This window comes from Candidatus Cloacimonadota bacterium, assembly GCA_034722995.1.
In the GTDB taxonomy this organism is placed as follows: Bacteria; Cloacimonadota; Cloacimonadia; order JGIOTU-2; family JGIOTU-2; genus JAGMCF01.
Window position 1 is genome coordinate 1 of record JAYEOL010000022.1, and the last position, 26165, is coordinate 26165.

The following is a 26165-nucleotide window of genomic DNA, read 5'->3' on the forward strand; positions in this document are numbered from 1 at the left end:
TAAAATACTTGACATAACAATCTGATTGTATAAGTAGAAACTAAAATTGCGGGGGCGTAGTTCAGTTGGTTAGAACGCTAGCCTGTCAAGCTAGAGGTCGCGAGTCCGAGTCTCGTCGCTCCCGCCATTGAAAAATTACTACAGTTCAGTTGGTTAGAATGTCCTGACAGGTCGGAAAGGTCGTCCCGATTTGTTAATCGGAATTGCTCCGCCTTTTTTTACAAACCAGAACAATAAAACATTGACATCAATTTCTGAACAGAAGATTTTTTTTATATGAAGAATATTCTTTTAACCAATGATGATGGAGTTTTTGCAGAAGGCATCGGAGAGTTGTCAAGAATTCTGGAGAAAAAATATAATATTACCATTGTTGCTCCAGATAGAGAAAGAAGTGCTGCATCACATTCCTTGACTTTGCATCATCCACTTAGAATCGTTAAGGTTGGCAAAAATAAATATGCGATTGATGGCACTCCTACTGATTGTGTGATTTTGGCAATCAATAGCATTTTGAATAATAAACCTGATTTGGTTATTTCGGGAATCAACAACGGACCCAATTTAGGAGAGGATATTCTCTATTCTGGCACAGTTTCTGCTGCGATTGAAGCGATGAATATGGGTTATCCAGCGATTGCTGTTTCATTGGCATCTTATCAAAAAGGAAATTTTGCCGATTGCTCTGCCATCGTTGATTTACTTCTTAATAAAGATTTAAAATCAATACTTTCACCAAAAACTATTCTTAATGTCAATATACCACCTTTATCAATAAATGAAATTAAGGGGATTAAACTAACAAAACTAGGACACCGTATTTATTCTGACTTTATTGAAGAAAGAACGGATCCACGAGGCAAACAATACTTTTGGATTGGAGGACAGATTCCTGAATGGTCAGAAGATGGCGAAACGGATTTTGATGCTATAAAAGCCGGATATGTCTCAATTACCCCTGTAAATATTGATATGACAAATTATTCATATTTCCCCAAAATAGAAAATTGGATTAAGAGAAAATTTCAATCATAGCAAGACAAATAAATACTGATTTTTAGTATCTATCAGAGTATAATTATGGATTTTTTCAAAGAGCGAGAATTAATGGTTGAGCATCAAATCAGAGCTCGTGGTATTCATAATAGGCGGTTGTTAAAAGCTTTTTTGAAAGTTGAAAGACATCTTTTTGTCCCAAAATCTATGACTCAGTTTGCATATTATGACCACCCTTTAAGTATTGGTTATGGGCAAACAATATCACAGCCTTATATTGTTGCTTTAATGATTGAGTTGTTAGAATTAAATGAGGATGATATAGTTTTAGAAATTGGAACTGGGTCAGGTTATCAAACTGCTTTATTGGCAGAATTATCTAAATATGTTTATTCAATTGAAAGGATAGAACCATTGGCAAGAAGTGCTGAAGAAAGATTAAGGAAATTGGGCTATAAGAATATTATTATAAAGGTTGGCGATGGAACACTTGGCTGGACACATAGCGATTTTTCAATGAATGAAAATGTGCTGAGCAATTATAAAGAAGTTGACATAAAGTTTGATGCTATAGTCGTTTCCGCCGCAGCACCAGAAATGCCTCAGAAATTGATTGAACAGCTTGCTGATAATGGAAGAATGGTAATTCCGTATGGTAAGCACTTCTCACAAGATTTGTTAAGAATTTCAAAAAGAAATAATAAAATTAAAAGAGAAAATTTTGGTGGTTGTATGTTTGTTCCCCTTATTGGAGAACATGGATGGAAGCAGTGAAAAGGTTTATACTTTTATTTGTTTTACTTGCTTTTTTGTCCAATATTCTTCTTTGTGAAATAGAAAAAGAAACAGACATAAAGAAGCAAGCGAAAGTTTCAGAGTATTTAGAAAAAAGGAATTTCTCTAAGGATGCGATAGTTATTGCTCTTGCTACTCTTCCGATTTTTGAATTAAGACTTGCTATTCCCTTTGCAATAAATCATCCTGAATTTAAAATGTCATGGCATAAATCATATTTATTAGCAATAATTGGTAATTTTTTGCCAATTCCATTTATTTTGTTGATATTGAGATATGGGATTAAACTTTTGACACGAATTCCAATTCTAAAAAGATTTTTTGATTGGCTTTTTGCAAGAACTCGGAGAAAAGGGGCAGTTGTCCAGAAGTATGAAGAATTGGGACTAATATTATTCGTGATGATACCACTTCCTATAACAGGAGCCTGGACAGGAAGTATCGCTGCTTATCTTTTTGGTATTAAGTTTGTTCCATCTTTGATATGTATCTTGATAGGAATTTGTCTTGCAGGAGTTATTGTCACTATTCTTAGCTTGTTTGGAATATGGGGAGCTGTAATTGCTACTGCAGTTTTGATTATATTATTTGTTATCTGGATTGTTAATAGTATTAAAAAGCGACCAATACAGAACCCAGAGAAACAGTAGGAGAAAAAAAATGAAGAGATTTAAAAAGAAGAATTTAAAAAGTATCAATGAAGAAAAGGAGTTGATTAAATTCTTATCCAGCGTAGCTTTATTTGAAAATCTTACTCACAATGAAAGAAAAAACTTAAGGCAATATATATATGTGAGAAATTTCAAAGCTGGTGAGCAAGTATTTAAGAGAGGTTATCCTAATGTAATATGTTATATTGTTAAAGAGGGAGAGCTTAATGTTTATTTAGAAATAGAAGATAAGTCGCATGTTTTGAATACACTTTATCCATTTGACTTTTTTGGTGAAATTGGCTTGTTCTTGGACGAAAAGCGCACAGCATCTGCTGTCGCAGTTAAAGATTCTGTTTTGTTAGGGGTCTCAAAAAAGGACTTAGCAAATTTTATTGATAGATTTCCCAGAGCTGGTACTAAAATACTTTACAAATCTGGAGAAATTCTTAGCAAGCACATTATAAAACTGAACAAGGAATTAATTGAAGGGAAAGAAAAGTAATATGGCAATAGAAAGAGCAAAGGTTATCAGGTGGATACTATTCGCCGTTTGCGTTGCTTTGACTGTAGCGGCTATTCTTTTTTATAGATTTATTATCTCATATCTTATTGTAGCTTTTATAATATCTTATTTGATTTCACCAATTATCAATTATGCTGAAAAGTATCATATCCCACGCACACTATCAATCTTAATAGTTTATCTTGTTATTGCTATGCTTATTGTACTTATGATTTATGTTGTGATTCCTCAAATACGAGATCAGGGTGTAGATCTTTCAAGTAATTTTAAGGAATTACTGAAAAATCCTGAAGCCCTTAGTTTAAAGTCCTTGGGTTTGGAAAAGGTATCTAATTCTATTGACCGATTGGCAGAAAAATTTCCGTTTTTAGGAATTGAAAAATATGAATTACTTGTAAGTGAAAGATTAATAAAACTATTTGAACAAATTCCACAAATTTTATTTAAATCAATAAGTAGCATAATTAATATATTTGCTTTCTTAATTATTGTACCTGTTGTCTGTTTTTTTATGTTAAGAGACGAAAGAGTTTTCTTGAGAAATATTTTTTCAAAGATCAGCAATCGTTATTTTGAATTCTGTCTTCATCTTTTTGAAAAGATAGAAGAAAGTTTTGGCAAATTCTTTAGAGCTTTATTATTAGAGACTATACTTGTCGCTCTAATGTCAGTTATAGGTTTACTTATTCTCGGTATCCCTTATGCATTGATACTTGGTATAATTGTAGGTCTTGCGAATCCTATAAAGTATTTTGGTCCATTTATCGGAGCTATCCCAACTATGTTTGTAATTCTAATTGGTCCCACCCCTGATATTTATTTGATATGGGTCACAATAATGTTTTTCATTGTTCAACAGATAGATAGTTTAATATTATTTCCCTGGCTTGTTGGCAGAAGTATAGATATGCACCCTCTTTTGGTATTGTTAACAGTAATTGCCGGTGGATATGCTTTTGGTATATTAGGTATGCTTTTTGCTGTTCCAGTTGTTTTCTTAATAAAAACAATTGTTCAGGTTTCTGCCAAAAGTTTAAAACAGTTTGAGATAATATAACTAATGAGGTTCGTATTTTAAAAATATAGAGGTGTAGGATTAATTAGAAATTTTATTAATTTAGGAATAAATTATTTAAAGGAATATAAAATTCTATTTCACCCATTCAAATTGTTGACAGTTAAGAAATAGATTTTAGTTTATGTATAATTTATATATTTAAGAAAATAATCGCAGTATATTATAGGAGGATTATAAATGTATCAAGGTGGAAAAGGTATACAAGAGATATTAAAGCAAGCACAGAGAATGCAAAAGAGAATTCAGGAAAGTCAGGAGGAGCTTTCAAATAAAGTAATTGAAGCTTCTTCCGGTGGTGGAATGGTAAAGGTATCCCTGAACGGTAATCAAGAGATACTCTCATTAAAAATTGATAAGGAAGTTGTTAATCCCGATGATGTGGAAATGTTAGAAGACCTGATAGTTGCAGCTATTGAACAGGCAAGACAAAAGGTTAAAGAAATGATTGAGTCTGAGATGTCAGGTTTGACTGGTGGTATTAAAATTCCAGGATTAAGTTTATGAAGTTTGAAGGAAATTTAGATAAATTAAAGGACGGATTTAAACAGCTTCCAGGAATAGGGGAAAAGACTGCAGAAAGACTCGCTTTCCATCTTATAAGTGGGGATAAACAATCCGCATTAGATCTTGCAAACTTAATTAAAGAGTCTATTAACTCTATTAAAAGATGTGAAATTTGCAATATGCTTTCTGAGGAAAGTCCTTGCTCCTTTTGTAAAGATGAAACACGATTAAAAAATGTTTTATGCATCGTTGAAAAAACTCAGGATGTTTATTTAATTGAAAATACAAGCGAATATAAAGGCAGATATTTTGTCCTTGGAAATTTAATTTCTCCCCTTAATGGAATAGGACCAAAGCAAATTAATTTCCCGAAATTACAAAAGATAATAAGTCAAGGTGATATTACTGAATTGATTTTAGCACTTAATCCAAGCAGTAATGGTGAAACTACAATGTCATTCATCACATCAGAACTTAATGGCAAGAACCTAAAAATCACCAGATTAGCAACAGGACTTCCTATTGGTGGAGATATTGAGTTTATCAGCTCAAAAACCTTAGCAAGCGCAATTAAAAATAGAAATGAAATAAAATAGAAATTACTATTTTGAATTTAACGACAGAATGGAGATTATGTTATGGCATCAACAGCAGATTTCCGAAATGGAATGATAATTAATTTCAAAAACGATTTATATGAAATTGTAGAATTCTTACATGTAAAACCAGGGAAAGGTGGAGCATTTGTAAGAACAAAACTCAAAAATGTCAAAACTGGAGCTGTGATTGATAATACATTTCGTGCAGGAGAAAAAATGGAAGAAATCCGTCTTGAAAAGCATAAGATGGAATATCTTTATTTTGATGGAAGTAATTATGTCATTATGAATCCTGTTACATACGAGCAAATTGAGATAGCAGAAGATTTCTTGGGAGATAAAAAGTTGTATTTTAAAGAAAATATAGAAATTGCTGTTTTAACAATTGGTGATGAGATAATCAGTGTTGAATTACCTACTACTGTAAACCTGAAAGTAACTGAATGTGAACCAGGAGTAAAGGGTGATACGGTTTCGAGGTCTACAAAAGGTGCATTATTGGAAACAGGTTTGAAAGTTAATGTTCCAATGTTTGTAAATCAAGGGGATGTTGTAAAAATAGATACTCGTACAGGAGAATACATAGAGAGGGTTAAGTAATTATTATGAATTCAGTTCTTGAACCAAAATATTGTATCAAATGCGGAAGCCTTCTAAAAGATAAAAAAGAAGGAGACATAACAAGAAAATGGTGTCCTGATTGTGGATGGACATATTATGAGAATCCTGTTCCTGCTTCTGCTTGCGTTGTCCTGAATGAGAAGAATGAGATTTTGCTTATAAAAAGAAAAGTTGAACCTTCTGCCGGCAAATGGGCGCTTCCAAGTGGTTATGTTGAGATTAATCAGAATCCTGCAGAATGCTCTGTTGCAGAATTAGAAGAAGAAACTGGATTAAAAGGCAAAATCAAAAAATCATTGGGATATTTTGTGCAAGAATCTCCCATTTGTAAAAGAGTTATCTCTTTTGGATTTTATTTAGAAAAAATAGGTGGAAAACTAAAGCCAGGTGATGATGCTCTTGAGGCAAAATTTTTTACTGTCTCAAAAATGCCGTATTTACCATTTTCTTCTCATAGAAGGTTTATTGAGATAATCAAAAAGGAAGAAGGAATCTTATGAAAGAAAAGAAAGATATTAAAGAAAATCTAAATATAGATAAAAATGAAAGTAAAAAAATTTACGATTTGCTTAGAAAGCGAGTTAGAAAATCTGCTACTAATTATGTTGGTAAAAGGTATATAAAATTTATAGAATATGTTCTGCTTATTCCAGATTTTTTTATGCTCTTATGGAGATTGATGCTTGATAAAGAAATAGGAAAAGAGAAAAAATTATTTATTGGAGCTATCACTGCTTATGTACTCCTTCCTATTGATTTGATTCCTGATTTTATACCAGTAATTGGTTTTGTGGATGATTTGGTTCTAATTGCGATTGGCTTGAACACCATTTTTGTAAAAACAGATAAAAAGATTTTACAAAAGCATTGGAGTGGTGAAGGAGATATTTTAGAAAGGATTCAATCAATTATAAAACTTGGGAATGATATTTTGTCAAACAGAATAATTGGTAAGATAACTCGTTGGGTGAACAAAAGAGCGGGAATAAAGTAGCAGTTAGCAGAAGCAGCGGCAGTAAAGAACGAGGTAAAAAATGTTAGGGGGCTTTGAGGATTTAAAGGTTTACCCCGTTGGATACTAAATTGCATTTTAACCCATATTTATAGTAAAGAATTCTATATCCAACGGGGTAAACCAAATGGCTTATGAGTTAGCTATGGAAATTTTTAATATATCAAAATCATTCCCAAAAGAAGAAATTTATGCCTTAACTGACCAAATCCGGCGTTCTTCACGTTCAGTTTGTTCGAATATAGTAGAAGCTTATCGCAAAAGACGTTATCCAAAGTATTTTACTTCAAAAATTACAGATGCAGATGGAGAAGCCAGTGAGACTATAGTCTGGATAAATTTTGCAAAAGACTGTAGTTATATTTCTAAAGGTATTTATCAAACTTTAACTAGAAGATATGGTGAAGTTGGAAAAATGTTAGGTAGCATGGCTAATCATCCTGAGCGGTTCATCCCCGATAAATAAATACAGCTGCCCCCCTTCTAACTGCTACTGCTAACTGCTACTGCTACTTCCATTTAATCAGTAACTTACGCTAAAGGGGAAACATTATCTTATCTTATTAATGTGTTAATAGTGAAATCTATGAAATTAGTTCTTGCAACTAAAAACAAAGACAAAATACAAGAGATAAAATCCCTTTTACAAGATTTAAACATAGACATTTTAACATTCAAAGATTTTGACTCTTTTCCTGATACAATTGAAGATAAGCTAACATTAGAAGGTAATGCGGGGAAAAAAGCTCAAGCAATTTGGCAAAATTTCAAACTCCCTGTTTTGGCTGACGATACAGGTTTATTCGTTGATGCTTTAAATGGCAAACCAGGTGTATATAGCTCCAGATTTGCTGGCGAGAATGCAACATACGAACAAAATAGAGAAAAACTCCTCTATATGTTAAAGGATATCCCAAAAGAAAAACGAACAGCAACCTTTAAAACAGTTATTGTTTTTGTTGACAAAAAAGGTAGCAAATTCGTAGTTAATGGTGAATGCAAAGGTTATATTGGATTTGAAGAAAGAGGCAAAAATGGCTTCGGTTATGATTCTATTTTTTATTATGATAATGTAAATAAAAGTTTTGCAGAACTCTCCTCAGAGGAGAAGAATAAAGTCAGTCATAGAGGTATTGCTCTCAGAAAAATAAGAAGTATAATTGAGGAAAATATTAAGAATATATAAACCACCAAATTATACTAAATAACAAAAAAAATTAAGTTAGAATGAGGAGAAAGGAACAATGAAAAAAATAATTATATTATCCAAGTTGTTACTAATTGCTATCATCCTATTTTCTTTCAGTCTTGCAATAGCAGAGATAATCAATGTACCTAATGACCAGCCGACAATACAAGATGGAATTGATATTGCAGATAATTGCGATACAGTTTTAGTTCAACCTGGCACCTATGTAGAAAACATTAATTATAACGGGAAGAACATCACAGTTGGCTCATTATTCCTAACAACCCAGGATACAATCTATATTTCACAAACCATTATTGATGGTAACGAGGATGGACATGTGGTAGAATTTAGCGGTGGGGAGGATTCAACAGCAATTTTAGCCGGTTTTATAATTACAAATGGATTTGCTTTAAGAGGTGGTGGGATTTTATGTATACTTTCTTCCAGTCCAAGTTTAACAAATGTAGCTATTATTGAAAATACTGCTGTACAACATGGTGGTGGGATTTACTGTATTTGTAGTTCTAGCCCAAGTTTAAATAATGTTATAATAGGTGGCAATACTGCTGTTAACGGTAATGGTGGTGGAGTTTTCTGTTGGGATAATTCTAATCCTATTTTAGGTGATGTTACTATAAGTGGAAATACTGCTGATTGGTATGGTAGTGGTTTTTACTGTAGTGAGTCAAATCCAATTTTAATCGATGTTACTATCATTGGAAATGCAGGTTATAGTGGTGGAATTTGCTGCTTTTCAAATTCCAATCTCAGTTTAACCAACGTTACCATTATAGGAAATGCTGGTTTATATGGTGGTGGCGTTATTTGTGATAATAATTCCAGTCCGAGTTTTACAAATGTTACGATCAGTGAAAATGCTGCAGAATATGATGGTGGTGGGATTTTCTGTTGGGATAATTCCAGTCCCATATTGAGCAATGTTACAATCAGTAAAAATACTGCTGAATATGATGGTGGTGGTATCTACTGTAGAGATTCAAGTCCGATGTTAACCAATGTCACAGTCAGTGGTAATACTGCTTATTATGGGGGTGGGCTCTACTGTGTTAATTCATCTCCCAGTTTAGTAAATTGTATTCTATGGAATGATACTCCCCAAGAAATCTATGTATATTCTGGAAATGTTTTTTCAACTTATTCAGATATTCAAGGTGGCTGGACTGGTGAAGGCAACATAGACGCAGACCCATTATTTGCTGACCCGGAAAATGGAGATTTCCATTTAACATGGGCGAACTTTCCAATACAAGATTCTACTATGTCTCCTTGTATAGATGCTGGTAATCCTGATACAACTGGGCTTAATCTACCACCCTTTGATTTAGATGGAAATCCAAGAATAGTGAATGAAATAATAGATATGGGTGCTTATGAATGGCAAAAGCAAGTTGGAGTAGATGGGTTTGATGAATCTTCAATAGCTACTGGATTATTCCAGAACTATCCTAATCCATTTAGTACTTCGACAACTATTTCATTTAATCTAGCCACGAGGTTACACAAATTCCCCCCATTAGATAGCAAGCATCTAACGGGGCAGGCACGAATAAAGATCTATAATGTAAAAGGACAATTAATTAAGCAATTGTTCCCGATTGCTATCGGGATAAATAATAAATCGTCAATCGAATGGGATGGAAAAGATGAGAATGGTAATCCATTAAGTTCAGGAATTTATTTCTATAAATTGGAAGTTGGAGATAAAATTATTGACATTAAGAAGTGCCTTTTGTTGAAATAGTTGTGAAATGTTAAATAAGAGATATAAACAACATCATAAAAATGAAAATATTTAGTGTCTGTCCGTAAGGTCATTGTTTGTAGAACGACCTTTCCGTCTGGGCGCCGAGACTGACCAAGGTCGTTAATGTAAATAGGCTTTTCATGCCAAAGGCAGATTCCACGGAAAATGTGCCTTAAGAAAACGAGCTTAGAACCTCGTTCTACATTTACGGACAGACACTATTTAATAAGAATTATAGATTTTTGTGAAATTTTATGGCAAAGTTGATTCATTGGAGGTAAAATGCTTAATCAACAGATATTCCGCGAATATGATATCAGGGGAGTGGTTGATAAGGACTTAACAGATATTGTTGTCGAAGACATTGCTTTGAGTTTTGGTACTTATATTCGAAACAAGGATTTAAAGAGCATTGCCCTTGGTAGTGATTGCCGTTTAAGTTCTGATAGATTTCGCCAGATATTCTCTAATGCATTGCTAAAAACCGGCTGTGATGTGGTTGATGTAGGCACTGTACCAACTCCTGTTCTCTACTTTGCAATTGAACATCTAAAAACTGATGGTGGAGTAATGATTACTGGAAGTCATAATCCGCCAGAGTTCAATGGATTCAAACTTTGTGTTGGAACTTTCTCAATTTACGGAAAAGAGATACAAAAAATAAGAGAAATTATTGAAGATGGAGTATATATTGCTGGAAATGGAAAATGTAAACAATATAAAAAAGTAATTCAAGATTATCAGAATTATTTAGTTAATAATTTGAATTTGAAAAGAAAATTGAAGGTTGTGGTAGACTCTGGAAATGCCACGGCAGGTCCAGTTGCTCCGAAACTATTTGAAAGATTGGGATGTGAAGTTATATCTTTATATGAAGACATGGATGGAAATTTTCCCAATCATCACCCTGACCCCACTATTCCTGAATATTTGGAAGACCTGATTTTAACCGTGAAGTCTAAAAATGCCGATACAGGTATAGCATTTGATGGCGACGCTGACCGTATTGGTGTAGTTGATGAAAATGGTAATATTATCTGGGGAGACCAATTATTGATGATATTTGCCAGAGATGTTTTGGAAACAAATTCCGGGTCAATAATTATTTCTGAAGTTAAATCATCTAAGAATCTATATGATGATATTAGCAAACATGATGGTATCCCAATTATGTGGAAAACAGGACATTCGCTAATCAAGCAGAAGATGAAAGAAGAAGGAGCTTTACTTGGTGGTGAGATGAGTGGTCATATGTTTTTTGCTGATAGATATTTCGGATTTGATGATGCAATCTATGCAGCAGGTAGGCTTATGGAAATACTTTCTAAATCTGATTCAAAACTAAGTGAATTACTTGCAGATGTTCCTGAAACATATAATACTCCAGAAATTAGAATTGATTGTCCTGATGAGATAAAATTTGAAGTTGTGGAACAAGTAAAAAGTTATTTCTCAAAAAAGAATTATGATATAAACGATATTGATGGAATGCGTATAACTTTTGATGATGGCTGGGCACTCGTGCGTGCATCAAATACTCAACCGGCTTTGGTCTTAAGATTTGAGAGCACCTCCCAGGAAAGATTAAATGAAATTCAAAAAATGATTACTGAAAAAGTGCAGGAGTTTATTAAATAGAAATCAACAATAGCGTTTGTTACTTTTATTATAAACGATGAATCCTAAAACAGGAAAATAAGTAAAAGGTGATTATTCTTATTTAGGGTTATAAGAATAAATCTTGATATTTAAAATACTATTCTACAATCTATAAAAGGTTGTTCAAAACAACCAATCCAAGTGAAATAGAAAAACAGATTTCACGGGACAGGAATAATAACTAAAAACTTGGAGGATAACATGAAGAGACAAAATTTAAATGCTAATTTATCTGAGACATACAAGCAATTTGGTATGTTAAAATGGAAAATTCTATATTTATTCTTGGTTGCCTTATTATTATCAACACAGCTTTTTGCAGAAAATTGGATGCAACTTTATCCAGAAATTGATGGTCCAGTTGCTGATATGGAATTTTCAGAAATCCCTGGTATTTCTGAATATGGTTTGATTTTTGCTATTGCTGATAGCGGTGGAGGATTAGGATATTTTGATAGTCCTGGAAACTTTAGTATCTTTAATATTGCGACAAATCTGGGAGCAGTTTCTGTTGCACCTGATAATGCAAACAACCGTATTTTCTGTGCTTTTGGCTGTGGAAGTTATAGTGATGGACTCTATGAATTTGATGTTGCTACACATCAATTTGAACTAATAGAATGGGCTTTTAATCCAAATTTTGTAGAAAAACTTGCATCAGGATATTACTTTGGCTTTGGATGGGATTGGTTCGGAGGATTGTTTCATTCTGTTGATGGAGATAACTGGGCAAGCATTGATTATTTTAACAATAAAGTGGTAAGAGATATTGAAGAGACAAGTGATGGCACTCTCTTTGTTGCAGCGGGAAATGAAATTTGTATTGCAAACGATACTACTTTTAGCTCATTTGATACTGATTTGCCAGTAAATGATATTTATGTTTGCCATTACCCAACAGAAGAGGTTTTTATTGCTTGTGGAGATGGCACTGATTCTGATGGAATTTATAAAGTAGAATATGAAGATGGAGAGATTACAGGGCTTACTTTGATAAACTGGGCAATTTATCCGAATGAAATTTATGAGTATACAGATTGGCTTGTAGTTGGATGTTTAAATTCAGAGGGTCTCTGGCTTGTAGAACCAGTAGAAATGGGTGAAATACATCAAATAGGCACAGAACTTGATTTTGAGGATGTTTACTGTTTTGAAACATATCCGATATATTGTCACAACATTATGGTTGGCACTGACAATGGAGTTTATTTAGGAACAAATTTGGAACCTGGTCCTTGTAATATTTCTGTATTTGAAGCACATTGGAATAGTTCGGATAATGTGTCAATTATTCATTGGCGAACTGAATCTGAAACAGATGTTATTGGTTTTTATATCTATCGTAATGATGAGCCTGATTTTAGCACAGCAGAACTAATTTCTGGTTTAATCCCCGGTCATGGCACTACAACAGAACCCCATGATTATTATTTTATAGATGTTGGCATAGTACCATATCCAATGGATGAATATTGGTATTGGCTGGAAAGTGTAGATTTTGGTGGAGAATTCCATATTTATGGACCAACCAATTTACTCATTCCAAATTGTGTCCTTTCTATTTTTGTTGCACAATATTTAGATAATACTCCAACTCTTTATTGGATAACACAATCAGAGACAGATAATTTAGGCTGGAATATTTATCGTTCAATAAATGATGGTTTGTTTGCCAGTGCAGAGATGATAAATATTGGGTTGATTCCTGGCTATGGCACAACAACTGAACCACATAGTTATATTTATGAAGATCCGGATTTGGAAGCCAATTCAGGAGATATTATTTGGTATTGGCTGGAGAGTATAGATTTTGGTGGAGTATCTTATATTTATTATCCACCTGCAAGTCTGGTCATTCCGGAGATTGGTATTGATGAGAGACCTGCACACTCATCAGGTGTTGTATTATATCAGAATTTTCCCAATCCGTTTAGTCCCCGATTTAATCGGGGATCAACCATGATTTCTTTCAATTTAGCCACAAAATCACACAAAAAAGCACTAATAAAAATTTACAATGTCAAAGGACAGATTGTAAAACAATTGTCAATAGTCAATTGTCAATCGTCAATTGAATGGGATGGAAAAGATGAAAATGGCAAACTACTTTCTAATGGAATTTATTTCTACAGATTGACAGTTGACGATAAGATTATTGATACAAAAAAATGTGTGATTTTGAGATAATATTTTGGAGTGTGAAAAATATTGCGAGAATATAAATATTCTCGCTTTACCCCGTATGATAATAAGTAGATTAGAATAAGTTTTACTTGTAATTTATAATGTATCTTACGGGGTAAATCAATAAAAGAATGCTAAAGCATCCTATTTGAAATATCATTTAAAATCATTAATGATGCTTTCCTTGATTTAGTGTGATAGTTTACTTCAACTAATTTAGAAAGGATAAAAATCCTTATGATTCAAATAGAGAACCTATGTAAGACTTATATCAATAAGAAAAAAGGTGTTACAACAAAAAAAGAAGCTGTAATAAATCTCAATTTTGAATGTAAACCCGGAAAAATATTTGGCTTACTCGGACCAAATGGAGCAGGTAAGACAACAACTCTGCGTTGTATTTCTACACTTATTAAGCCAACTTCTGGCTTAATTAAAGTTAATGGATATGATATTCTTAAGGACGAAAAAAAGGTTCGTGCAATTATCGGATTTCTTACAAGTGATATGAAGTTAGATGGTTATTTCACACCAAATTATATGCTGGATTATTTTGGAAAACTAAACAAAATGAGTTCAGAAAATATCAAACAGAGAAAAGAGGGATTATTTTCAGAATTAGAAATGGAAGATTTCATTGATATTAAGATTGATAAACTGTCTTCAGGAATGAAACAGAAAACCTCACTTGCAATCAGTCTTATTCATAACCCTGACATAATTGTGTTTGATGAGCCAACGAGTGGACTGGATGTTATTACTGCAAAAAATGTTACGGATTTTTTACGCAAATCTGCTAATGAAGATAAGACAGTTATTATCTCTACACATATTATGAGTGTGGCAGAAAAACTTTGTGACGAGATAGGCATCTTAATTGAAGGTGAATTAAAAGAACTTGGAACCCTTTCTGAAATCCTTTCAAAAAATAAAGCAGATAATTTAGAAGATGTATTTTTTAAGCATCTAGGAGTTGAAAATGTTTAGAGATTCTTTAATAATAATGAACAAAGAATTAAAGAGACTTTTTACAGATAGAAAAATGATATTTCTTCTCGTATTAGTCCCTTTACTTATATTACCTGTAATGTATTCTGTTATGGGTTATATGGAAAAAGTAAGACACAAAGATATAAGTGAATACGAAGCAGACATTTTTGTTTATCCGGGTGAACAAAATGAAACATCTGTATTTGATAGATTCCATAATGAACTTAAAGAATTCAATGCTAAGTTGAATATAATTCCTGAACAGCAAATTGATATATCAAAAGATTTAATAACAGAAAAAGAGTCGGAATTACTGATAGTATTTCCAGATAACATACAGAAAAGATTTGGAGATATGGCTCCATTTGATATTCAATTATATTATAATGCAAGTTCTGATTATTCCTCTCATATATATTATAAAACAAGGAATTCGTTTGATGCAATTGGTGATACTCTTATTGTTGAGAGATTGGAAAGAATGAAACTACCTACTGAGATTCTCAGTCCTTTTACAATAAATAAAACTATTACTCCAGAGGAAGCTAATCTTGCAAAGAAAGGAAGTATTGCTGGCAAATTATTAGGGATATTGCTCCCATTCTTTATTTTAATATACCTATTCTCAAATTCTTTAACTGTTGGCACAGATACAGTTGCTGGTGAGAAAGAGCGAGGAACTCTTGCTATTCTACTGGTGAATCAGGTTGATAGACTTTCTATAATAGTTGGGAAGATGCTTTCTGTGATATGTGCCGCGTTTGTCGGTGCTGTAAGTTCAGTAGCTGGACTTATTATCGGCTCTCGTTTTTTTATTTCAATGTTTGGTGGTTCAATGAAGGAAATGAAAGGTTTTGTATTACTCGCAAAAGATTATCTCCAATTTGCGATAATATTAATCCCTGTAGCGATGTTGGTAGTAGCTATTGTTATGATCTTATCAACTTATGCCAGAAATATTAAAGAAGCTCAAGGTATGATTATGCCCGTATATTTTGTTGTGATGATTATTGGAGTTTCAACTATGAGAATGAGTGAGACCCCATCTACATGGATGATTTATACTCCAATTTTTAATTCTCTTATCTCACTTAAATCAATTTTTATGCAAAATGCAATCTGGGGGAATGTATTGATTTCTGCTTTTAGCTGCCTTATCTTAGCAGGAATTTTGATTTACTATATGCTGAAAATGTTTAAGGATGAGAGGATATTGTTCAGGATTTGAGGATAAAATAAATAATAGGATGGATTTTTTATGAAATCAAAAGAAACAAAAGACACCTTAAGCAAATGTAGCTTCAATTCTGCGAAAAGGTATTCGCCAGCTGGCGAATCAAATGTTAATTAGAATTCATCAACAAAAGACCTTTTCGAGTTGTAAGGAGCTTGCGACGACGACTCTATGTGTTACTTTTAATGGTCCATTGTATGACAGTTGAAAAAATTCGTTTCACAAGAAGGAGACAAAATGGAACTAATAAAAAATATGAATGAAAGGGTCAAAAAGCTTACTATTTTTGATATAAAACTTGTTCAAGGTGCTGCAATGTGTATTATGCTTATTATAGTTAAACTAATACCTAAAATCACTACTATTAGTATCTGGTGGTTTGTAGCATTAGCAATTCTATGTGGAATAAGACCTATGTATGTATTTTATAAAAAATAGTAAACTTTTTTCAAACCATTATTAATATTCTGATATGACATTAATGTCATCTTTTGAATGATATTTTCGAAACATTAGGATTACTCACAAATAATTAAGAAGGTAAAATGAATAAAAGTATCAAAAATGTATTCTTGTTTGTATTTATTATTTCTTGTTTGTTATTAATATCAGGTGGCAATAATCAAAATACTAAAAAGATAGAAAATGTAAAGAATCAGGAAACAATAAAACCTGCTTTTGAAAATGAAGCATCATTGATGGCAGTGTTATGGTGTCAAGCCTCTGCGGAGTATCGAGCTCTGACTTATCAAGCTTATAATATCGCCAGATTAAGACTTGATGAAGAATTACAAATTAGTAGAAACCAGAAAAGAGCAGTGATAGTTGACATTGATGAAACAGTGCTAGACAATTCCAGATATAATGCTAAAGAAATTACTGATAAACAGGTCTATCCAGATGATTTTTATCACTGGATTGATTTGGCAAAAGCAGAAGCTATTCCTGGTGCTAAAGAATTTTTAGACTATGCAGTTTCTAAAGGTTGTGATGTATTCTATATATCAAATCGAAGAGTAAGATGTTTGGATGGCACCATAAGAAATCTTAAAAAATTAGGTTTTCCACAAGTTGAAGAAGGTCATGTTTTGTTGAAAGAAGATATTTCAAGTAAGGAAGGAAGAAGACAGGAAGTTGCAAAAACACATTATATTGCTTTATTAATAGGTGATAATCTAATTGATTTTTCTGAAGTTTTTGATATAAAATCTGTAGAGGGACGTCTTGCTTCTGTAGAAAATTATAAAGAGAATTTTGGTAAAAAATTTATAGTTTTACCTAACCCAATGCACGGAGCTTGGTTCAAAGCTTTATATGATTACGACAGGAATTTATCCAAAGAAGAAAGAACTCAAAGAATTATCCGTTATTTAAAAAGCTATTAATATTTTCTTGGACCATTTAAGTATCGGAACGAAAAAATTAAAGAATTGAAAAGTATTTGATTGTTAGCGTTAGCTCAAATTAGTTTTCTTAAACAAGCATAGTTTCAAAGAGATTTGCAAAATTATTTCTGTGAAAAGTAACAAATTTACTTCTGGAGTAATTCATTCCAGAAAATATTTCTGAGCAGCAACCTACACACGAATTTTTAAGAACTCTTATTTTTGGTTCACATATATGCAACTTGACAAAATATGTCTTTTACAAAAAATTTGAATATTAATTCTTAAATATTTCTTGATCACTTGGCTGAAGGGAAATTATATGAGAAAATATAGGAAGAAGTAATATGAAACAATTACTAATTTATCTATTGACAATGTGCTTTTCTGCACAACTATTCAGTTTGGATTATATTGAGAGTTCCAGTGGCTTGAATATTCCACAATTAGACGGTGGAAGGACCGAATTAGAATTTGCAGATATTGATGCAGATGGTAATATTGACATCTTGTCCATTGGTGACCATGGTTCACCTTATATTAATACCAGTGAGCATGGCATTATGGTTTGGTTTGGAGATGGAAATGGCAGTTGGGGTGTGTATCAGAATGGAAATTTTGGTTATGGAGGTATTGCAGTCGGAGATGTCAATAATGATGGTTTGCTGGATGTTGGATATGCAATGCATCACAATTATTCAAGTAGTGATTTTGGAAACCAGCTTATTGAAGTTGCATTGGGCGATGGAACGGGAATGAATTGGACCCCCTGGGATGATGGATTGGCAACAAATGGTGAAACTTGGGGAATGTTTGGCACTGATTTCGCAGATGTTGATAATGATGGTGATTTAGATATTGGAAGTAATTCTTTTGGTTCTGGTGCAGGTGTGCATATTTATCTAAATCAAGGTGATGGCAGTTGGATACAGTCTTTTGGATTTCTCGGAGGAAACTCTGATATGGACTTCATTTTTGGCGATATCAACAACGATGGCAATATAGATTTTGCTGCCAAACATCAATATGGAACTGTTTATTTTGGTGACGGAACTGGAAACTTTGTCAATGCAGATGGAAATCTACCATCTTATAGCAAATATGGAACAGCTCTTGGCGATGTAGATAATGATGGTGGAAAGGATATTTCATTTGTTACAGGTTATTCAAATGCAGGTGTAAAGGTCTGGGTATGGGATGAAGGCCAGGAAGTATGGACGGATTTTTCAGGGAATCTTCCTACAACCGGTGGTTATGAAGCAACTCAATTATATGATATGAATGTTGATGGATACATAGATTTATGTACTTTTGGGAATGGCACATTTACTTTATGGCTTGGTGATGGGGCAGGAAACTGGGACCAAGATGCTCAATTTAACACACCACTTTATGGCTATTGTGAAGCATTCCGAGTAGGTGGAGATATAGACCATAATGGTTTTCCCGATATAGTATTAGTCTCTGATGAGGGTTCATGGCCTAGTTCATATAATCATTTGCATTGTTTTAAAGAAACTGCCGTAGCAGAAAGTCTGACAATTACACCGATGTCTCCAAGAGGGAATGAGTATTTCATCAGATTTTCTACACAATTTATTGATTGGGTTTCCGCTGTACCTGATGATGACTCATCGCTTGTTAAACTTGAGTATTCAAGATTTGGGAATAATGGTCCTTGGGCAATGATTGCAGATAGTTTGCCTAATAATGGTCGTTATCAATGGACAATTGCACGAATCAGCTCATCAGATTGTTATATCCGCTATACTGTTTGGACAGTAACAGATACTGTAACATCAATTACCCCGTCTGCTTTTTCGGTTTCTAGTACTCCACCAGCAACGGATGATATATCTATAAATCAAAAAGCCTTCATACAAAATTATCCTAATCCATTTGACAAACAAACTACGATTAAATTTTCTATTCCAAAAGATTGCTATGTAGAATTAAATATTTATGATATTAAAGGCAAATGGCTTAAAACATTAGTAAATAGAAGAATGAAAGCAGGGTCTCATAATATTGTTTGGAATGGGAGGAATCATAATAATACCATTCTTCCCAATGGTATCTATCTTTATCAGATTAAGATAGATGATTATTATTTAAATAAAAAGATGTTGTTATTAAGATGAATTGCAGTAAAAATTTAATGATTTTATCAAAGAGTAAATTTTGAAGGGATATTAGAATAAAAATGATTGAAATAATTATTTCACTACTTATTGGATTAATTGTTGGGATTATAGCAACAATACTAATTTTGCGCGGAAAATCCTCTGTACAAAGGCAACTAACTAATGACTTGAAGAAAGAGCTTTCTACAAAACAGGAAGATATTGATACTTTGAGAAGTGCAAAAATAGTAGCGGAGACCAAGCTTGAAGAAGCAAGAAAAAATGTAGAAGAGCAAAAGGAATTACTAAAAAAAGCAACCGAACAGCTATCTAATACATTTGAAGCCTTATCAGCCAAAGCTTTGAAAGACAGCAATGAAGAATTTTTGAAATTAGCCAAACAAAATCTGGAAACAATTTTAGAGAAAACAAAAAGTGAATTTGGAAAAGAAGCGATTTCAAATACATTACAACCTTTAAAAGAAGCCTTGAAAAGATATGATAATGAGATTAAGGAAATGGAAAAGGATAGGCAAGATGCTTATGGGGGATTGAGAGAACAGCTAAGTAATCTTACTATAACTCATGAAAGGTTGAAGAACGAAACATCAGCTCTTGTAGATGCATTGAAAAGGCCACATGTCCGCGGTAGATGGGGAGAAATTACTTTAAAACGAGTGGTTGAATTGGTTGGTATGTCCGCACATTGTGATTTTACTGAGCAAACAAGTATAGACACAGATGAAGGGCGATTGCGTCCAGATATGATTGTAAACCTTCCGGGGAAACGTTCAATTGTTATTGATGCAAAAGCTCCTTTAAAATTCTTTCTGGATGCAAATGAAGCGAAAACGGATAAAGAACGTGAAACAGCAATGTTATCACATGCAAAAGCAGTGCGTGACCATATGAATGCATTATCTAAAAAGGATTATTGGAAACAGTTTGAACAAAGTCCTGATTTTGTTATATTGTTTCTTCCTGGAGATTCATTCTTTAGCGCCGCACTTGAGTTGGATAAAAATTTGATTGAAGATGGAATAAATAATAAAATTATTATTGCAACGCCAGCTACTTTGATAGCACTTTTAAGAACGGTGGCGTTCTCATGGCAGCAGCAAAAAGTTGCTGAAAACGCAAAAGTAATTGCAGAAGTTGGTGCAGAATTATATGAACGGATATGCACATTTCAGGAGCACCTTGGAAAAATTGGCGGTAGTTTAGATTCAGCGGTTGATACTTATAATAAAGCAGTTGGCTCGTTCTCAAGAAGAGTAATTCCTGGTGCAAAGAAATTGCAGGAACTCGGAGTGAAACAGACCAAGAAAGAGGCTCTGGAAATTGAACCTATAGAAAGAACAATAAGAAAGTTGCCCAAAGAATAAAAAATACATAAATTGAAGATCAAAGAAAAAAAGATTAAAGGTAAAAGAGAAAAGAATGTAATTGCCGATGAGCCCAAATCTAATTGGGGAGGCAATCCACAATAAAATTTAAATGAAAAAACAAAAGAGAAGTAATATGCAAGAGAGCAAATCTCCTAACAATGACCCATATTTAATGCGAATAAATAAGGATGAAAAGTTGTATAAATTCTTTTTCTTTCGTCCAATTGCAGGACAGGACAGACATTTTGCAGATCTCATTTAAGGGACTTTTAATTTTATTCATTCCAATGAGCTAAACTTCTGTTTTTATAATTTTCACTTCTCATCCTTAAATAAGGATTCTATTTAATATCCTTTTTTCCAAAAAATGTCAAAAGTTTTATTATTCTTCTTAAAAGTGAAATCCGTTTGAAATTAAAAAGTATGAGACAAACTTTTAAAGGAAACAGAATATAGTCTTGCTATTTAGTTTCCGGTGAAAAATTCAGCTATAATGTCAAATTACTAATTTCCAATGCCAAATAAAATGTCCAATATCAAATGACTAAAACCAATACCAGTGAGACGATTTGCCTATTTTGTCATTTAGAAATTCCAAGTTATTGTCAATTCGTATCAAGACAACTCCAGCACTTTATTCACCAACTTCTCAATTCCTTTACTGATATAAGCAATGCTTGGTCCAAGCATATATGCAGGTGTAGTAACAATATTATTATTTTCGTCAACGATAATATCATTTACCGGACAATTGATATGTTGGGCTCCGAGTGTTTCAATTATGTTCGCGGTTCCTTCATCATCACCAATAGTAATCTTTGGGTGGAATTTTCCAAGTACTTTGGCAGCAATTACAGGTGCTATGCAAATAAATCCCACAGGTTTTTTTGCTTCGTGCATTTCTAAGATAAGCTTTTCCACTTCTGGATTAACGGTAAAATTTTCACCCTTCACGGCGAAGTCGCAGAGATTCTTGGCAGCTCCAAATCCGCCTGGGAAAATCAAGCCGTCCATATCACCACTATTAACTTTCTTAATATCTCTAATATTCCCTCTTGCAATTCTGGCAGATTCAATAAGTATATTTCTGGACTCAGCTGAAATCACTTCTTCAGTCAGATGATTGACCACATCCATTTGGTTGCAGTCAGGAGCCATAATTATTGCATCTGACTTTGCTCTATCCAGATAAAGCAAAGTTAATGTAGCCTCGTGGATTTCGCTTCCATCCTTAACTCCGCATCCAGCAAGGACTACGCCGACTTTTTTGTTAGTATATAATGCCATAGTTTCTCCTAAATTATGTTTTATTTTTATTCAAAGAATTGATAAATTTCATCATACTTTCGTAATGAGTTCCTTTCCAATAAATTTTATTACAGTTAGGGCAGATTTTAAATTCCTTCTGCCATTCTTTAACTTTTTTTGGAATTCTATCAATAATTTTTTCTTTGCTAACTGATTCCAAGTTTGTATTGCAAATCATACATCTGGAAAAAGGAATGATGCTATCATAAAGGTTAAAACGGTTTAGAACTCTTTTCAATCGTATTTCAAGATTTGATTCGGTAATACAATATCCGTGAGTTACCTCTTTTCTTTTTAGCAACTCTCTGCTTTTAGTCAATATAATTCTTTTCTCTAATTTAGATATTTTTAAGATTTGGTTTGGGGTATAATTATTTTGATAAAGTGTATCAAATCCGAGCATCCTTAAATACCGAGCCAACTTTCCCAGATGCACATCAGCAATAAATTTTATTTGTCGTAAAGGTGTTGGTCGCAATTTTGATATATTTTGTATATCTAATGATTCAAAAACAGGATATACAGAAATCTCATCTCCGTTTTGAACAATATAATTAAAATCAACAGCGTTGTTATTAGAAAGAATGAAGTCAACTTGAGTATGAGGAATTCCCAAAGACTCAATCATATCTTTGATTGATGGATTATTTTTAAATGAGTGAGAAAATCTTATTTTTCTTTTTTCTAATGGCAGAAAATCATTTAATTCTTCATAAAATCTCAAATGTACTGTTTTCATGTTAGAAAATAAAATTTTAGAAAGAATTTAAAATGGTCCTATTTTTATCGTTCAGCCATTACTTTCTTCTCTCTTTTTGCAATAATTATTATTGCATTTAATATACCTGTAAGTAATGCGATATATGTTAAAGCTAAAATAATAGATGCTGGTCTTTTTGTGATAATGGAAATAATAGGTGAAAATCCGATAATGAAAATTGGTGTAGTCCCTAATTTATGAATAGTGAGTGCAATAATTACAGCAGGTATAAGACTTATTAGCAATTCAAATGGAATGTAGTAAGCAAAAATGCCGATTGCACTTGCAGCACCTTTACCGCCATAAAAATTGTGAAAGATCGGGAAGCAATGACCAACTATGCCCAATGATGCAGCAATGATAGTATTTATTGGACTTAGCCCAATTAAGCTCCCAACCAAAACAATAACAAGTGTTTTCAAGGCATCTAATATTCCAACGATAATACCATATTTTTTACCGACATTTAGTGCGACATTATAAGCTCCTGCATTCTTTATATCAATGTTGCGAATATCCTTACCAGCAACCTTCTTTGTAATGATATAACTAAAAGATATTGAACCGAGAAAATAGGCTGTTATTGCTAAAATAAATGTTAAAAGTGTTTCATCCATTAAGTCTCCTATTATCTAAGAACAAATGTAATTACCCATCCTTTGGGTCCTATATAAACAGCTTCTACAAATCTTAATTTACCTATAACCATCTTTTCAAAATTTATTTCATTCTTTACTTGCTCTTTTAAATTTTTAAGAGCATCTGATTTATTCTCTTCTGTATCATATAAAGTAACTAATTTAATCTTTTCTAAATTATATTTTTTCATTTTTGATTTTATGTTGTCAATTATTATTTTATTAACTCCAGAAAAAGTTCTTGCTTTACCAATAGGCATAATTTTTGGATCTTCTTCTTCTCCAAACAAGCCAACGACTGGAATAATTCTTAATAATGAACCCATAAGAGATTTTGCTTTTCCAATCCTACCACCACGATATAGGAAATTTAAATCAGGCAATACAAAATATGTATATGTTGTTTCAATAACCTCTTTTATAAGTTTTTCTACATCATTAATATCATCAATATCTTGTAAAATTTCTGTAAGTCTAATAAGAATTGAGCCAACGCCAGAAACGACTTGTTTTGTATCAATATTAATAATAGGAATAACCTTTTCATATTCTTTTCTAACTGATTCTGCTATCCGAAAAGTAGCAGCAGACATATTACTTCCCATAACAACATGTATGATGATGTTATATTTGTTTTTATTTTCTTCAATGATATCTACCAGGTCTTTTTTTATGAGAGCTTGCGAATGAACTGAAATCTTTTCTTTTTTGAAACGATTGATTAGATACTGTGCAGTAAATTCTTCACTTTCACGATATTCTTTATCATTAATTATTACAGGATATCTAAGAAACTTAATATCATCATATTCAATCTGATTATTTGCCATTCCGAGATTATCTTCGGTTATAATTAATATTTTCTTTTTCATTTGATCTCCATCATTCAAAAGTTATGTAATAGTTGTATTTTCTCTGTCCACCATAATATTTTTCAAATTCAATACCATTAAATTTTGATTTTAAAATAGGTAAGAAATTATTATCAATTATTTTAATTTTACCTTTATACAAAGTTATCAAAGACTCATTCTTTTTTATCTTATTAATAGATTGAATAATTGCATCAATAATTTTTGTTCCTGAAAGAATGATTTTATTTTGACAGATTGTAAAATAATCACCTTTATTAACAAAGAAGTCATTTTCTTCAAAATTTCTTGTTGCACGAGCAATTTTACAATGTTTGATATTATTAAGATTACTTCTCATTATTTTTGCATTATTAATAATATCAATTGTATTTGAATAATTATACATCATACTTATGGTTTGTATAATATCCTTTGTTTCAATGAGTTCAACATTATTTTTAGCGAATGTTATAGCGGATTTAATTGATGGCAAGATGTCTTTATCATCACAAGCAATAATAACATTTTTTGCTCTTGTTTTCAATAAGGCATTTTGTATATGATTAACAGAAGGTTTAGTTTTATTGTAATTAAGGATATCTGTTGCTCCCAAGCCTGTTAATATTTTTGCAAAGCCATCACCATTTACGATAATCAGCACGGCTTTGTCTTTGTCATAATAAGCTTTATCTTCAGATATTAGATTGCGGTGTTGTTTTTTCATATCATCTATTTTTGTTGAGGAGATTTCTCCGTAATCAGAACACTGTTTTAGTAAGACTTTTGGCTTATTTGTATGGATATGAATTTTATAATGATTTTTATCTTGAATAATAATAAGGCTGTCACCAATACTTTCTAATTTTCTCTGTAAATTATTCTTAGTAATTCTATCGGATACCAAGATAAATTCTGTGCAATATCTGTAAACTAAATCTGGATTCCATGATTCAGATAAAGCATTACTTTTTTGTATAATATTTTGTTTGATTGATTTATCGTCTTTTTGCAGAAGGTTATTAGCCTGTTTCAATATATTGGCAAGTGATAAGTTATTGATGTTTTTGGTGGGAAAACTCATAAGTATGGTTTTGATGATGTTACTTTTTTTTCTATGTTTATTTTTCAGAAAGATTGATTTCATATATCTATTTATCATAAGGATATTTGAGATATTTGCAAGAGGTTTAATTATTGTCCCATTATACTCCATACCAATAAACATTCCTTTTAGAATTATAAGAAAACCTAATGCTCCGGAGTCAACAACCCCTGCTTTTTTCAGAATTGGCAACATTTCAGGAGTTTTACTCAATGTATCTTCCATGATAGGTAGTATAGTTCTAATAATACCAATTGGGTCTTTGTCATCGGAAGAAAGATTAGAAAAGGAATCCGAAAACACTCTCATCATAGTAAGGATTGTGCCTTCTTTTGGGTTAGTTGTTTCCCTGTAAGCTAATCTATAGGCATTTTTTAAAGCTGAAGCCACATCGCTGTTAAGTATATCATTTGAATTTTTTATGGTCTGGAGTTTTTCTGTTATACCTTTAATAAAGAGTGCTAAAATAACCCCAGAACAACCCCTACTATTGAGAATTGTGTTATTTGCAAATATCTGTAGATATTGAATTATAGATAATTTTTTTAGATTATATTTCTTTAAATCATTTAAAGGACTCTGAAGTGTAAGATACATATTCAAGCCAGTATCGCCATCAGGAACGGGAAATACATTGAGATTATTAATAGCATTCTTCTTTATGGAAAGAAAGTAGAAACCATCACGAATAATCTTGTCTAATTGACTTGTTGTTAAAACATTTTCTTTTGATATTTTTTTTGCCATAGAATATTTATGGAAAACTAAGATTTAATTCATTATTAAATTACATTTGAATTTG

At 32.4% G+C, this 26165-nt stretch carries 27 protein-coding genes and 1 tRNA gene; 23 read left to right on the plus strand and 5 right to left on the minus strand.

Annotated features, from left to right (window positions below; translation table 11 throughout):
* Nucleotides 1-50: 50 nt before the first annotated feature.
* The 23 genes from U9R23_02640 to U9R23_02750 all read left to right on the plus strand — a co-directional run bounded on the left by U9R23_02640 (nucleotide 51) and on the right by U9R23_02750 (nucleotide 20963).
* Nucleotides 51-127: transfer RNA gene (locus tag U9R23_02640), tRNA-Asp, on the plus strand.
* 149 nt (nucleotides 128-276) lie between these two features.
* The gene (gene surE / locus U9R23_02645; GenBank protein MEA3475333.1) at nucleotides 277-1035 is read left to right on the plus strand and encodes a 5'/3'-nucleotidase SurE; all 759 of its coding nucleotides are present in this window, start codon (nucleotides 277-279) and stop codon (nucleotides 1033-1035) included.
* A gap of 45 nt (nucleotides 1036-1080) precedes the next feature.
* Nucleotides 1081-1770 (plus strand): protein-L-isoaspartate O-methyltransferase, encoded by a 690-nt coding sequence (pcm, locus tag U9R23_02650; protein ID MEA3475334.1) that lies wholly within the window; start codon nucleotides 1081-1083, stop codon nucleotides 1768-1770.
* Complete coding sequence (locus U9R23_02655) at nucleotides 1758-2441, plus strand: small multi-drug export protein (GenBank protein MEA3475335.1); 684 nt, start codon at nucleotides 1758-1760, stop codon at nucleotides 2439-2441. The genes pcm and U9R23_02655 overlap by 13 nt, the downstream gene beginning before the upstream one ends.
* 10 nt (nucleotides 2442-2451) lie before the next feature.
* The gene (locus U9R23_02660; GenBank protein MEA3475336.1) at nucleotides 2452-2946 is read left to right on the plus strand and encodes a cyclic nucleotide-binding domain-containing protein; all 495 of its coding nucleotides are present in this window, start codon (nucleotides 2452-2454) and stop codon (nucleotides 2944-2946) included.
* Between the two features lies 1 nt (nucleotide 2947).
* Complete coding sequence (locus tag U9R23_02665; GenBank protein MEA3475337.1) at nucleotides 2948-4024, plus strand: AI-2E family transporter; 1077 nt, start codon at nucleotides 2948-2950, stop codon at nucleotides 4022-4024.
* 198 nt (nucleotides 4025-4222) lie between these two features.
* Nucleotides 4223-4549 (plus strand): YbaB/EbfC family nucleoid-associated protein, encoded by a 327-nt coding sequence (locus U9R23_02670; GenBank protein ID MEA3475338.1) that lies wholly within the window; start codon nucleotides 4223-4225, stop codon nucleotides 4547-4549.
* Complete coding sequence (recR, locus tag U9R23_02675; protein ID MEA3475339.1) at nucleotides 4546-5145, plus strand: recombination mediator RecR; 600 nt, start codon at nucleotides 4546-4548, stop codon at nucleotides 5143-5145. The genes U9R23_02670 and recR overlap by 4 nt, the downstream gene beginning before the upstream one ends.
* 42 nt (nucleotides 5146-5187) lie before the next feature.
* Nucleotides 5188-5748, plus strand: coding sequence for an elongation factor P (efp, locus tag U9R23_02680; protein ID MEA3475340.1), 561 nt, complete (start codon nucleotides 5188-5190; stop codon nucleotides 5746-5748).
* A gap of 5 nt (nucleotides 5749-5753) precedes the next feature.
* The gene (locus U9R23_02685) at nucleotides 5754-6269 is read left to right on the plus strand and encodes an NUDIX hydrolase (protein MEA3475341.1); all 516 of its coding nucleotides are present in this window, start codon (nucleotides 5754-5756) and stop codon (nucleotides 6267-6269) included.
* Nucleotides 6266-6763, plus strand: a complete 498-nt coding sequence (locus tag U9R23_02690) for a YkvA family protein (GenBank protein MEA3475342.1) — start codon at nucleotides 6266-6268, stop codon at nucleotides 6761-6763. The genes U9R23_02685 and U9R23_02690 overlap by 4 nt, the downstream gene beginning before the upstream one ends.
* A 145-nt stretch (nucleotides 6764-6908) precedes the next feature.
* Nucleotides 6909-7247, plus strand: coding sequence for a four helix bundle protein (locus U9R23_02695; GenBank protein MEA3475343.1), 339 nt, complete (start codon nucleotides 6909-6911; stop codon nucleotides 7245-7247).
* 120 nt (nucleotides 7248-7367) lie between these two features.
* On the plus strand, nucleotides 7368-7967 hold the full coding sequence (gene rdgB / locus U9R23_02700) for an RdgB/HAM1 family non-canonical purine NTP pyrophosphatase (GenBank protein ID MEA3475344.1): 600 nt from the start codon (nucleotides 7368-7370) through the stop codon (nucleotides 7965-7967).
* A 58-nt stretch (nucleotides 7968-8025) separates the two neighbouring features.
* Nucleotides 8026-9735 carry a choice-of-anchor Q domain-containing protein gene (locus U9R23_02705; GenBank protein ID MEA3475345.1) on the plus strand — a complete coding sequence of 570 codons (1710 nt, stop codon included), beginning with the start codon at nucleotides 8026-8028 and terminating at the stop codon, nucleotides 9733-9735.
* A gap of 285 nt (nucleotides 9736-10020) precedes the next feature.
* Nucleotides 10021-11376 carry a phosphomannomutase/phosphoglucomutase gene (locus U9R23_02710; protein MEA3475346.1) on the plus strand — a complete coding sequence of 452 codons (1356 nt, stop codon included), beginning with the start codon at nucleotides 10021-10023 and terminating at the stop codon, nucleotides 11374-11376.
* A gap of 222 nt (nucleotides 11377-11598) precedes the next feature.
* Nucleotides 11599-13584 (plus strand): FlgD immunoglobulin-like domain containing protein, encoded by a 1986-nt coding sequence (locus U9R23_02715; GenBank protein ID MEA3475347.1) that lies wholly within the window; start codon nucleotides 11599-11601, stop codon nucleotides 13582-13584.
* Between the two features lie 234 nt (nucleotides 13585-13818).
* Nucleotides 13819-14568, plus strand: coding sequence for an ABC transporter ATP-binding protein (locus U9R23_02720; GenBank protein MEA3475348.1), 750 nt, complete (start codon nucleotides 13819-13821; stop codon nucleotides 14566-14568).
* A complete protein-coding gene (locus U9R23_02725) occupies nucleotides 14561-15799 on the plus strand; it encodes an ABC transporter permease subunit (GenBank protein ID MEA3475349.1) in 1239 nt (412 codons plus the stop codon). Before U9R23_02720 ends, U9R23_02725 begins: the two co-directional genes overlap by 8 nt.
* A gap of 243 nt (nucleotides 15800-16042) precedes the next feature.
* Complete coding sequence (locus U9R23_02730) at nucleotides 16043-16243, plus strand: hypothetical protein (GenBank protein MEA3475350.1); 201 nt, start codon at nucleotides 16043-16045, stop codon at nucleotides 16241-16243.
* A gap of 107 nt (nucleotides 16244-16350) precedes the next feature.
* On the plus strand, nucleotides 16351-17190 hold the full coding sequence (locus U9R23_02735) for a 5'-nucleotidase, lipoprotein e(P4) family (GenBank protein MEA3475351.1): 840 nt from the start codon (nucleotides 16351-16353) through the stop codon (nucleotides 17188-17190).
* A 347-nt stretch (nucleotides 17191-17537) separates the two neighbouring features.
* Complete coding sequence (locus U9R23_02740) at nucleotides 17538-19331, plus strand: FlgD immunoglobulin-like domain containing protein (GenBank protein ID MEA3475352.1); 1794 nt, start codon at nucleotides 17538-17540, stop codon at nucleotides 19329-19331.
* 62 nt (nucleotides 19332-19393) lie between these two features.
* Nucleotides 19394-20698, plus strand: a complete 1305-nt coding sequence (gene rmuC / locus U9R23_02745; GenBank protein ID MEA3475353.1) for a DNA recombination protein RmuC — start codon at nucleotides 19394-19396, stop codon at nucleotides 20696-20698.
* A 112-nt stretch (nucleotides 20699-20810) separates the two neighbouring features.
* Nucleotides 20811-20963, plus strand: a complete 153-nt coding sequence (locus U9R23_02750) for a hypothetical protein (GenBank protein ID MEA3475354.1) — start codon at nucleotides 20811-20813, stop codon at nucleotides 20961-20963.
* Nucleotides 20964-21316: 353 nt separating this feature from the next.
* On the opposite strand, the gene elbB is transcribed toward U9R23_02750, so the two are convergent.
* From elbB to U9R23_02775, 5 genes are read right to left on the minus strand one after another with little or no spacing between them, the layout of a single operon-like run.
* On the minus strand, nucleotides 21317-21988 hold the full coding sequence (elbB, locus tag U9R23_02755) for an isoprenoid biosynthesis glyoxalase ElbB (protein MEA3475355.1): 672 nt from the start codon (nucleotides 21986-21988) through the stop codon (nucleotides 21317-21319).
* Nucleotides 21989-22001: 13 nt separating this feature from the next.
* Nucleotides 22002-22748 (minus strand): Mut7-C RNAse domain-containing protein, encoded by a 747-nt coding sequence (locus U9R23_02760; GenBank protein MEA3475356.1) that lies wholly within the window; start codon nucleotides 22746-22748, stop codon nucleotides 22002-22004.
* 44 nt (nucleotides 22749-22792) lie between these two features.
* A complete protein-coding gene (locus U9R23_02765; GenBank protein MEA3475357.1) occupies nucleotides 22793-23386 on the minus strand; it encodes a glycerol-3-phosphate acyltransferase in 594 nt (197 codons plus the stop codon).
* 11 nt (nucleotides 23387-23397) lie between these two features.
* Nucleotides 23398-24279: a DegV family protein gene (locus tag U9R23_02770; protein ID MEA3475358.1), complete on the minus strand. Its 882-nt coding sequence runs from the start codon at nucleotides 24277-24279 to the stop codon at nucleotides 23398-23400.
* A 10-nt stretch (nucleotides 24280-24289) separates the two neighbouring features.
* On the minus strand, nucleotides 24290-26110 hold the full coding sequence (locus tag U9R23_02775; GenBank protein MEA3475359.1) for a DAK2 domain-containing protein: 1821 nt from the start codon (nucleotides 26108-26110) through the stop codon (nucleotides 24290-24292).
* Nucleotides 26111-26165 lie beyond the last annotated feature (55 nt).

Bases quoted from the DNA above. Each gene is read 5' to 3' on its own strand.
- surE (MEA3475333.1), top strand. From the start codon at position 277: ATGAAGAATATTCTTTTAACCAATGATGATGGAGTTTTTGCAGAAGGC.
- pcm (MEA3475334.1), top strand. From the start codon at position 1,081: ATGGATTTTTTCAAAGAGCGAGAATTAATGGTTGAGCATCAAATCAGA.
- U9R23_02655 (MEA3475335.1), top strand. From the start codon at position 1,758: ATGGAAGCAGTGAAAAGGTTTATACTTTTATTTGTTTTACTTGCTTTT.
- U9R23_02660 (MEA3475336.1), top strand. From the start codon at position 2,452: ATGAAGAGATTTAAAAAGAAGAATTTAAAAAGTATCAATGAAGAAAAG.
- U9R23_02665 (MEA3475337.1), top strand. From the start codon at position 2,948: ATGGCAATAGAAAGAGCAAAGGTTATCAGGTGGATACTATTCGCCGTT.
- U9R23_02670 (MEA3475338.1), top strand. From the start codon at position 4,223: ATGTATCAAGGTGGAAAAGGTATACAAGAGATATTAAAGCAAGCACAG.
- recR (MEA3475339.1), top strand. From the start codon at position 4,546: ATGAAGTTTGAAGGAAATTTAGATAAATTAAAGGACGGATTTAAACAG.
- efp (MEA3475340.1), top strand. From the start codon at position 5,188: ATGGCATCAACAGCAGATTTCCGAAATGGAATGATAATTAATTTCAAA.
- U9R23_02685 (MEA3475341.1), top strand. From the start codon at position 5,754: ATGAATTCAGTTCTTGAACCAAAATATTGTATCAAATGCGGAAGCCTT.
- U9R23_02690 (MEA3475342.1), top strand. From the start codon at position 6,266: ATGAAAGAAAAGAAAGATATTAAAGAAAATCTAAATATAGATAAAAAT.
- U9R23_02695 (MEA3475343.1), top strand. From the start codon at position 6,909: ATGGCTTATGAGTTAGCTATGGAAATTTTTAATATATCAAAATCATTC.
- rdgB (MEA3475344.1), top strand. From the start codon at position 7,368: ATGAAATTAGTTCTTGCAACTAAAAACAAAGACAAAATACAAGAGATA.
- U9R23_02705 (MEA3475345.1), top strand. From the start codon at position 8,026: ATGAAAAAAATAATTATATTATCCAAGTTGTTACTAATTGCTATCATC.
- U9R23_02710 (MEA3475346.1), top strand. From the start codon at position 10,021: ATGCTTAATCAACAGATATTCCGCGAATATGATATCAGGGGAGTGGTT.
- U9R23_02715 (MEA3475347.1), top strand. From the start codon at position 11,599: ATGAAGAGACAAAATTTAAATGCTAATTTATCTGAGACATACAAGCAA.
- U9R23_02720 (MEA3475348.1), top strand. From the start codon at position 13,819: ATGATTCAAATAGAGAACCTATGTAAGACTTATATCAATAAGAAAAAA.
- U9R23_02725 (MEA3475349.1), top strand. From the start codon at position 14,561: ATGTTTAGAGATTCTTTAATAATAATGAACAAAGAATTAAAGAGACTT.
- U9R23_02730 (MEA3475350.1), top strand. From the start codon at position 16,043: ATGGAACTAATAAAAAATATGAATGAAAGGGTCAAAAAGCTTACTATT.
- U9R23_02735 (MEA3475351.1), top strand. From the start codon at position 16,351: ATGAATAAAAGTATCAAAAATGTATTCTTGTTTGTATTTATTATTTCT.
- U9R23_02740 (MEA3475352.1), top strand. From the start codon at position 17,538: ATGAAACAATTACTAATTTATCTATTGACAATGTGCTTTTCTGCACAA.
- rmuC (MEA3475353.1), top strand. From the start codon at position 19,394: ATGATTGAAATAATTATTTCACTACTTATTGGATTAATTGTTGGGATT.
- U9R23_02750 (MEA3475354.1), top strand. From the start codon at position 20,811: ATGAAAAAACAAAAGAGAAGTAATATGCAAGAGAGCAAATCTCCTAAC.
- elbB (MEA3475355.1), bottom strand. From the start codon at position 21,988: ATGGCATTATATACTAACAAAAAAGTCGGCGTAGTCCTTGCTGGATGC.
- U9R23_02760 (MEA3475356.1), bottom strand. From the start codon at position 22,748: ATGAAAACAGTACATTTGAGATTTTATGAAGAATTAAATGATTTTCTG.
- U9R23_02765 (MEA3475357.1), bottom strand. From the start codon at position 23,386: ATGGATGAAACACTTTTAACATTTATTTTAGCAATAACAGCCTATTTT.
- U9R23_02770 (MEA3475358.1), bottom strand. From the start codon at position 24,279: ATGAAAAAGAAAATATTAATTATAACCGAAGATAATCTCGGAATGGCA.
- U9R23_02775 (MEA3475359.1), bottom strand. From the start codon at position 26,110: ATGGCAAAAAAAATATCAAAAGAAAATGTTTTAACAACAAGTCAATTA.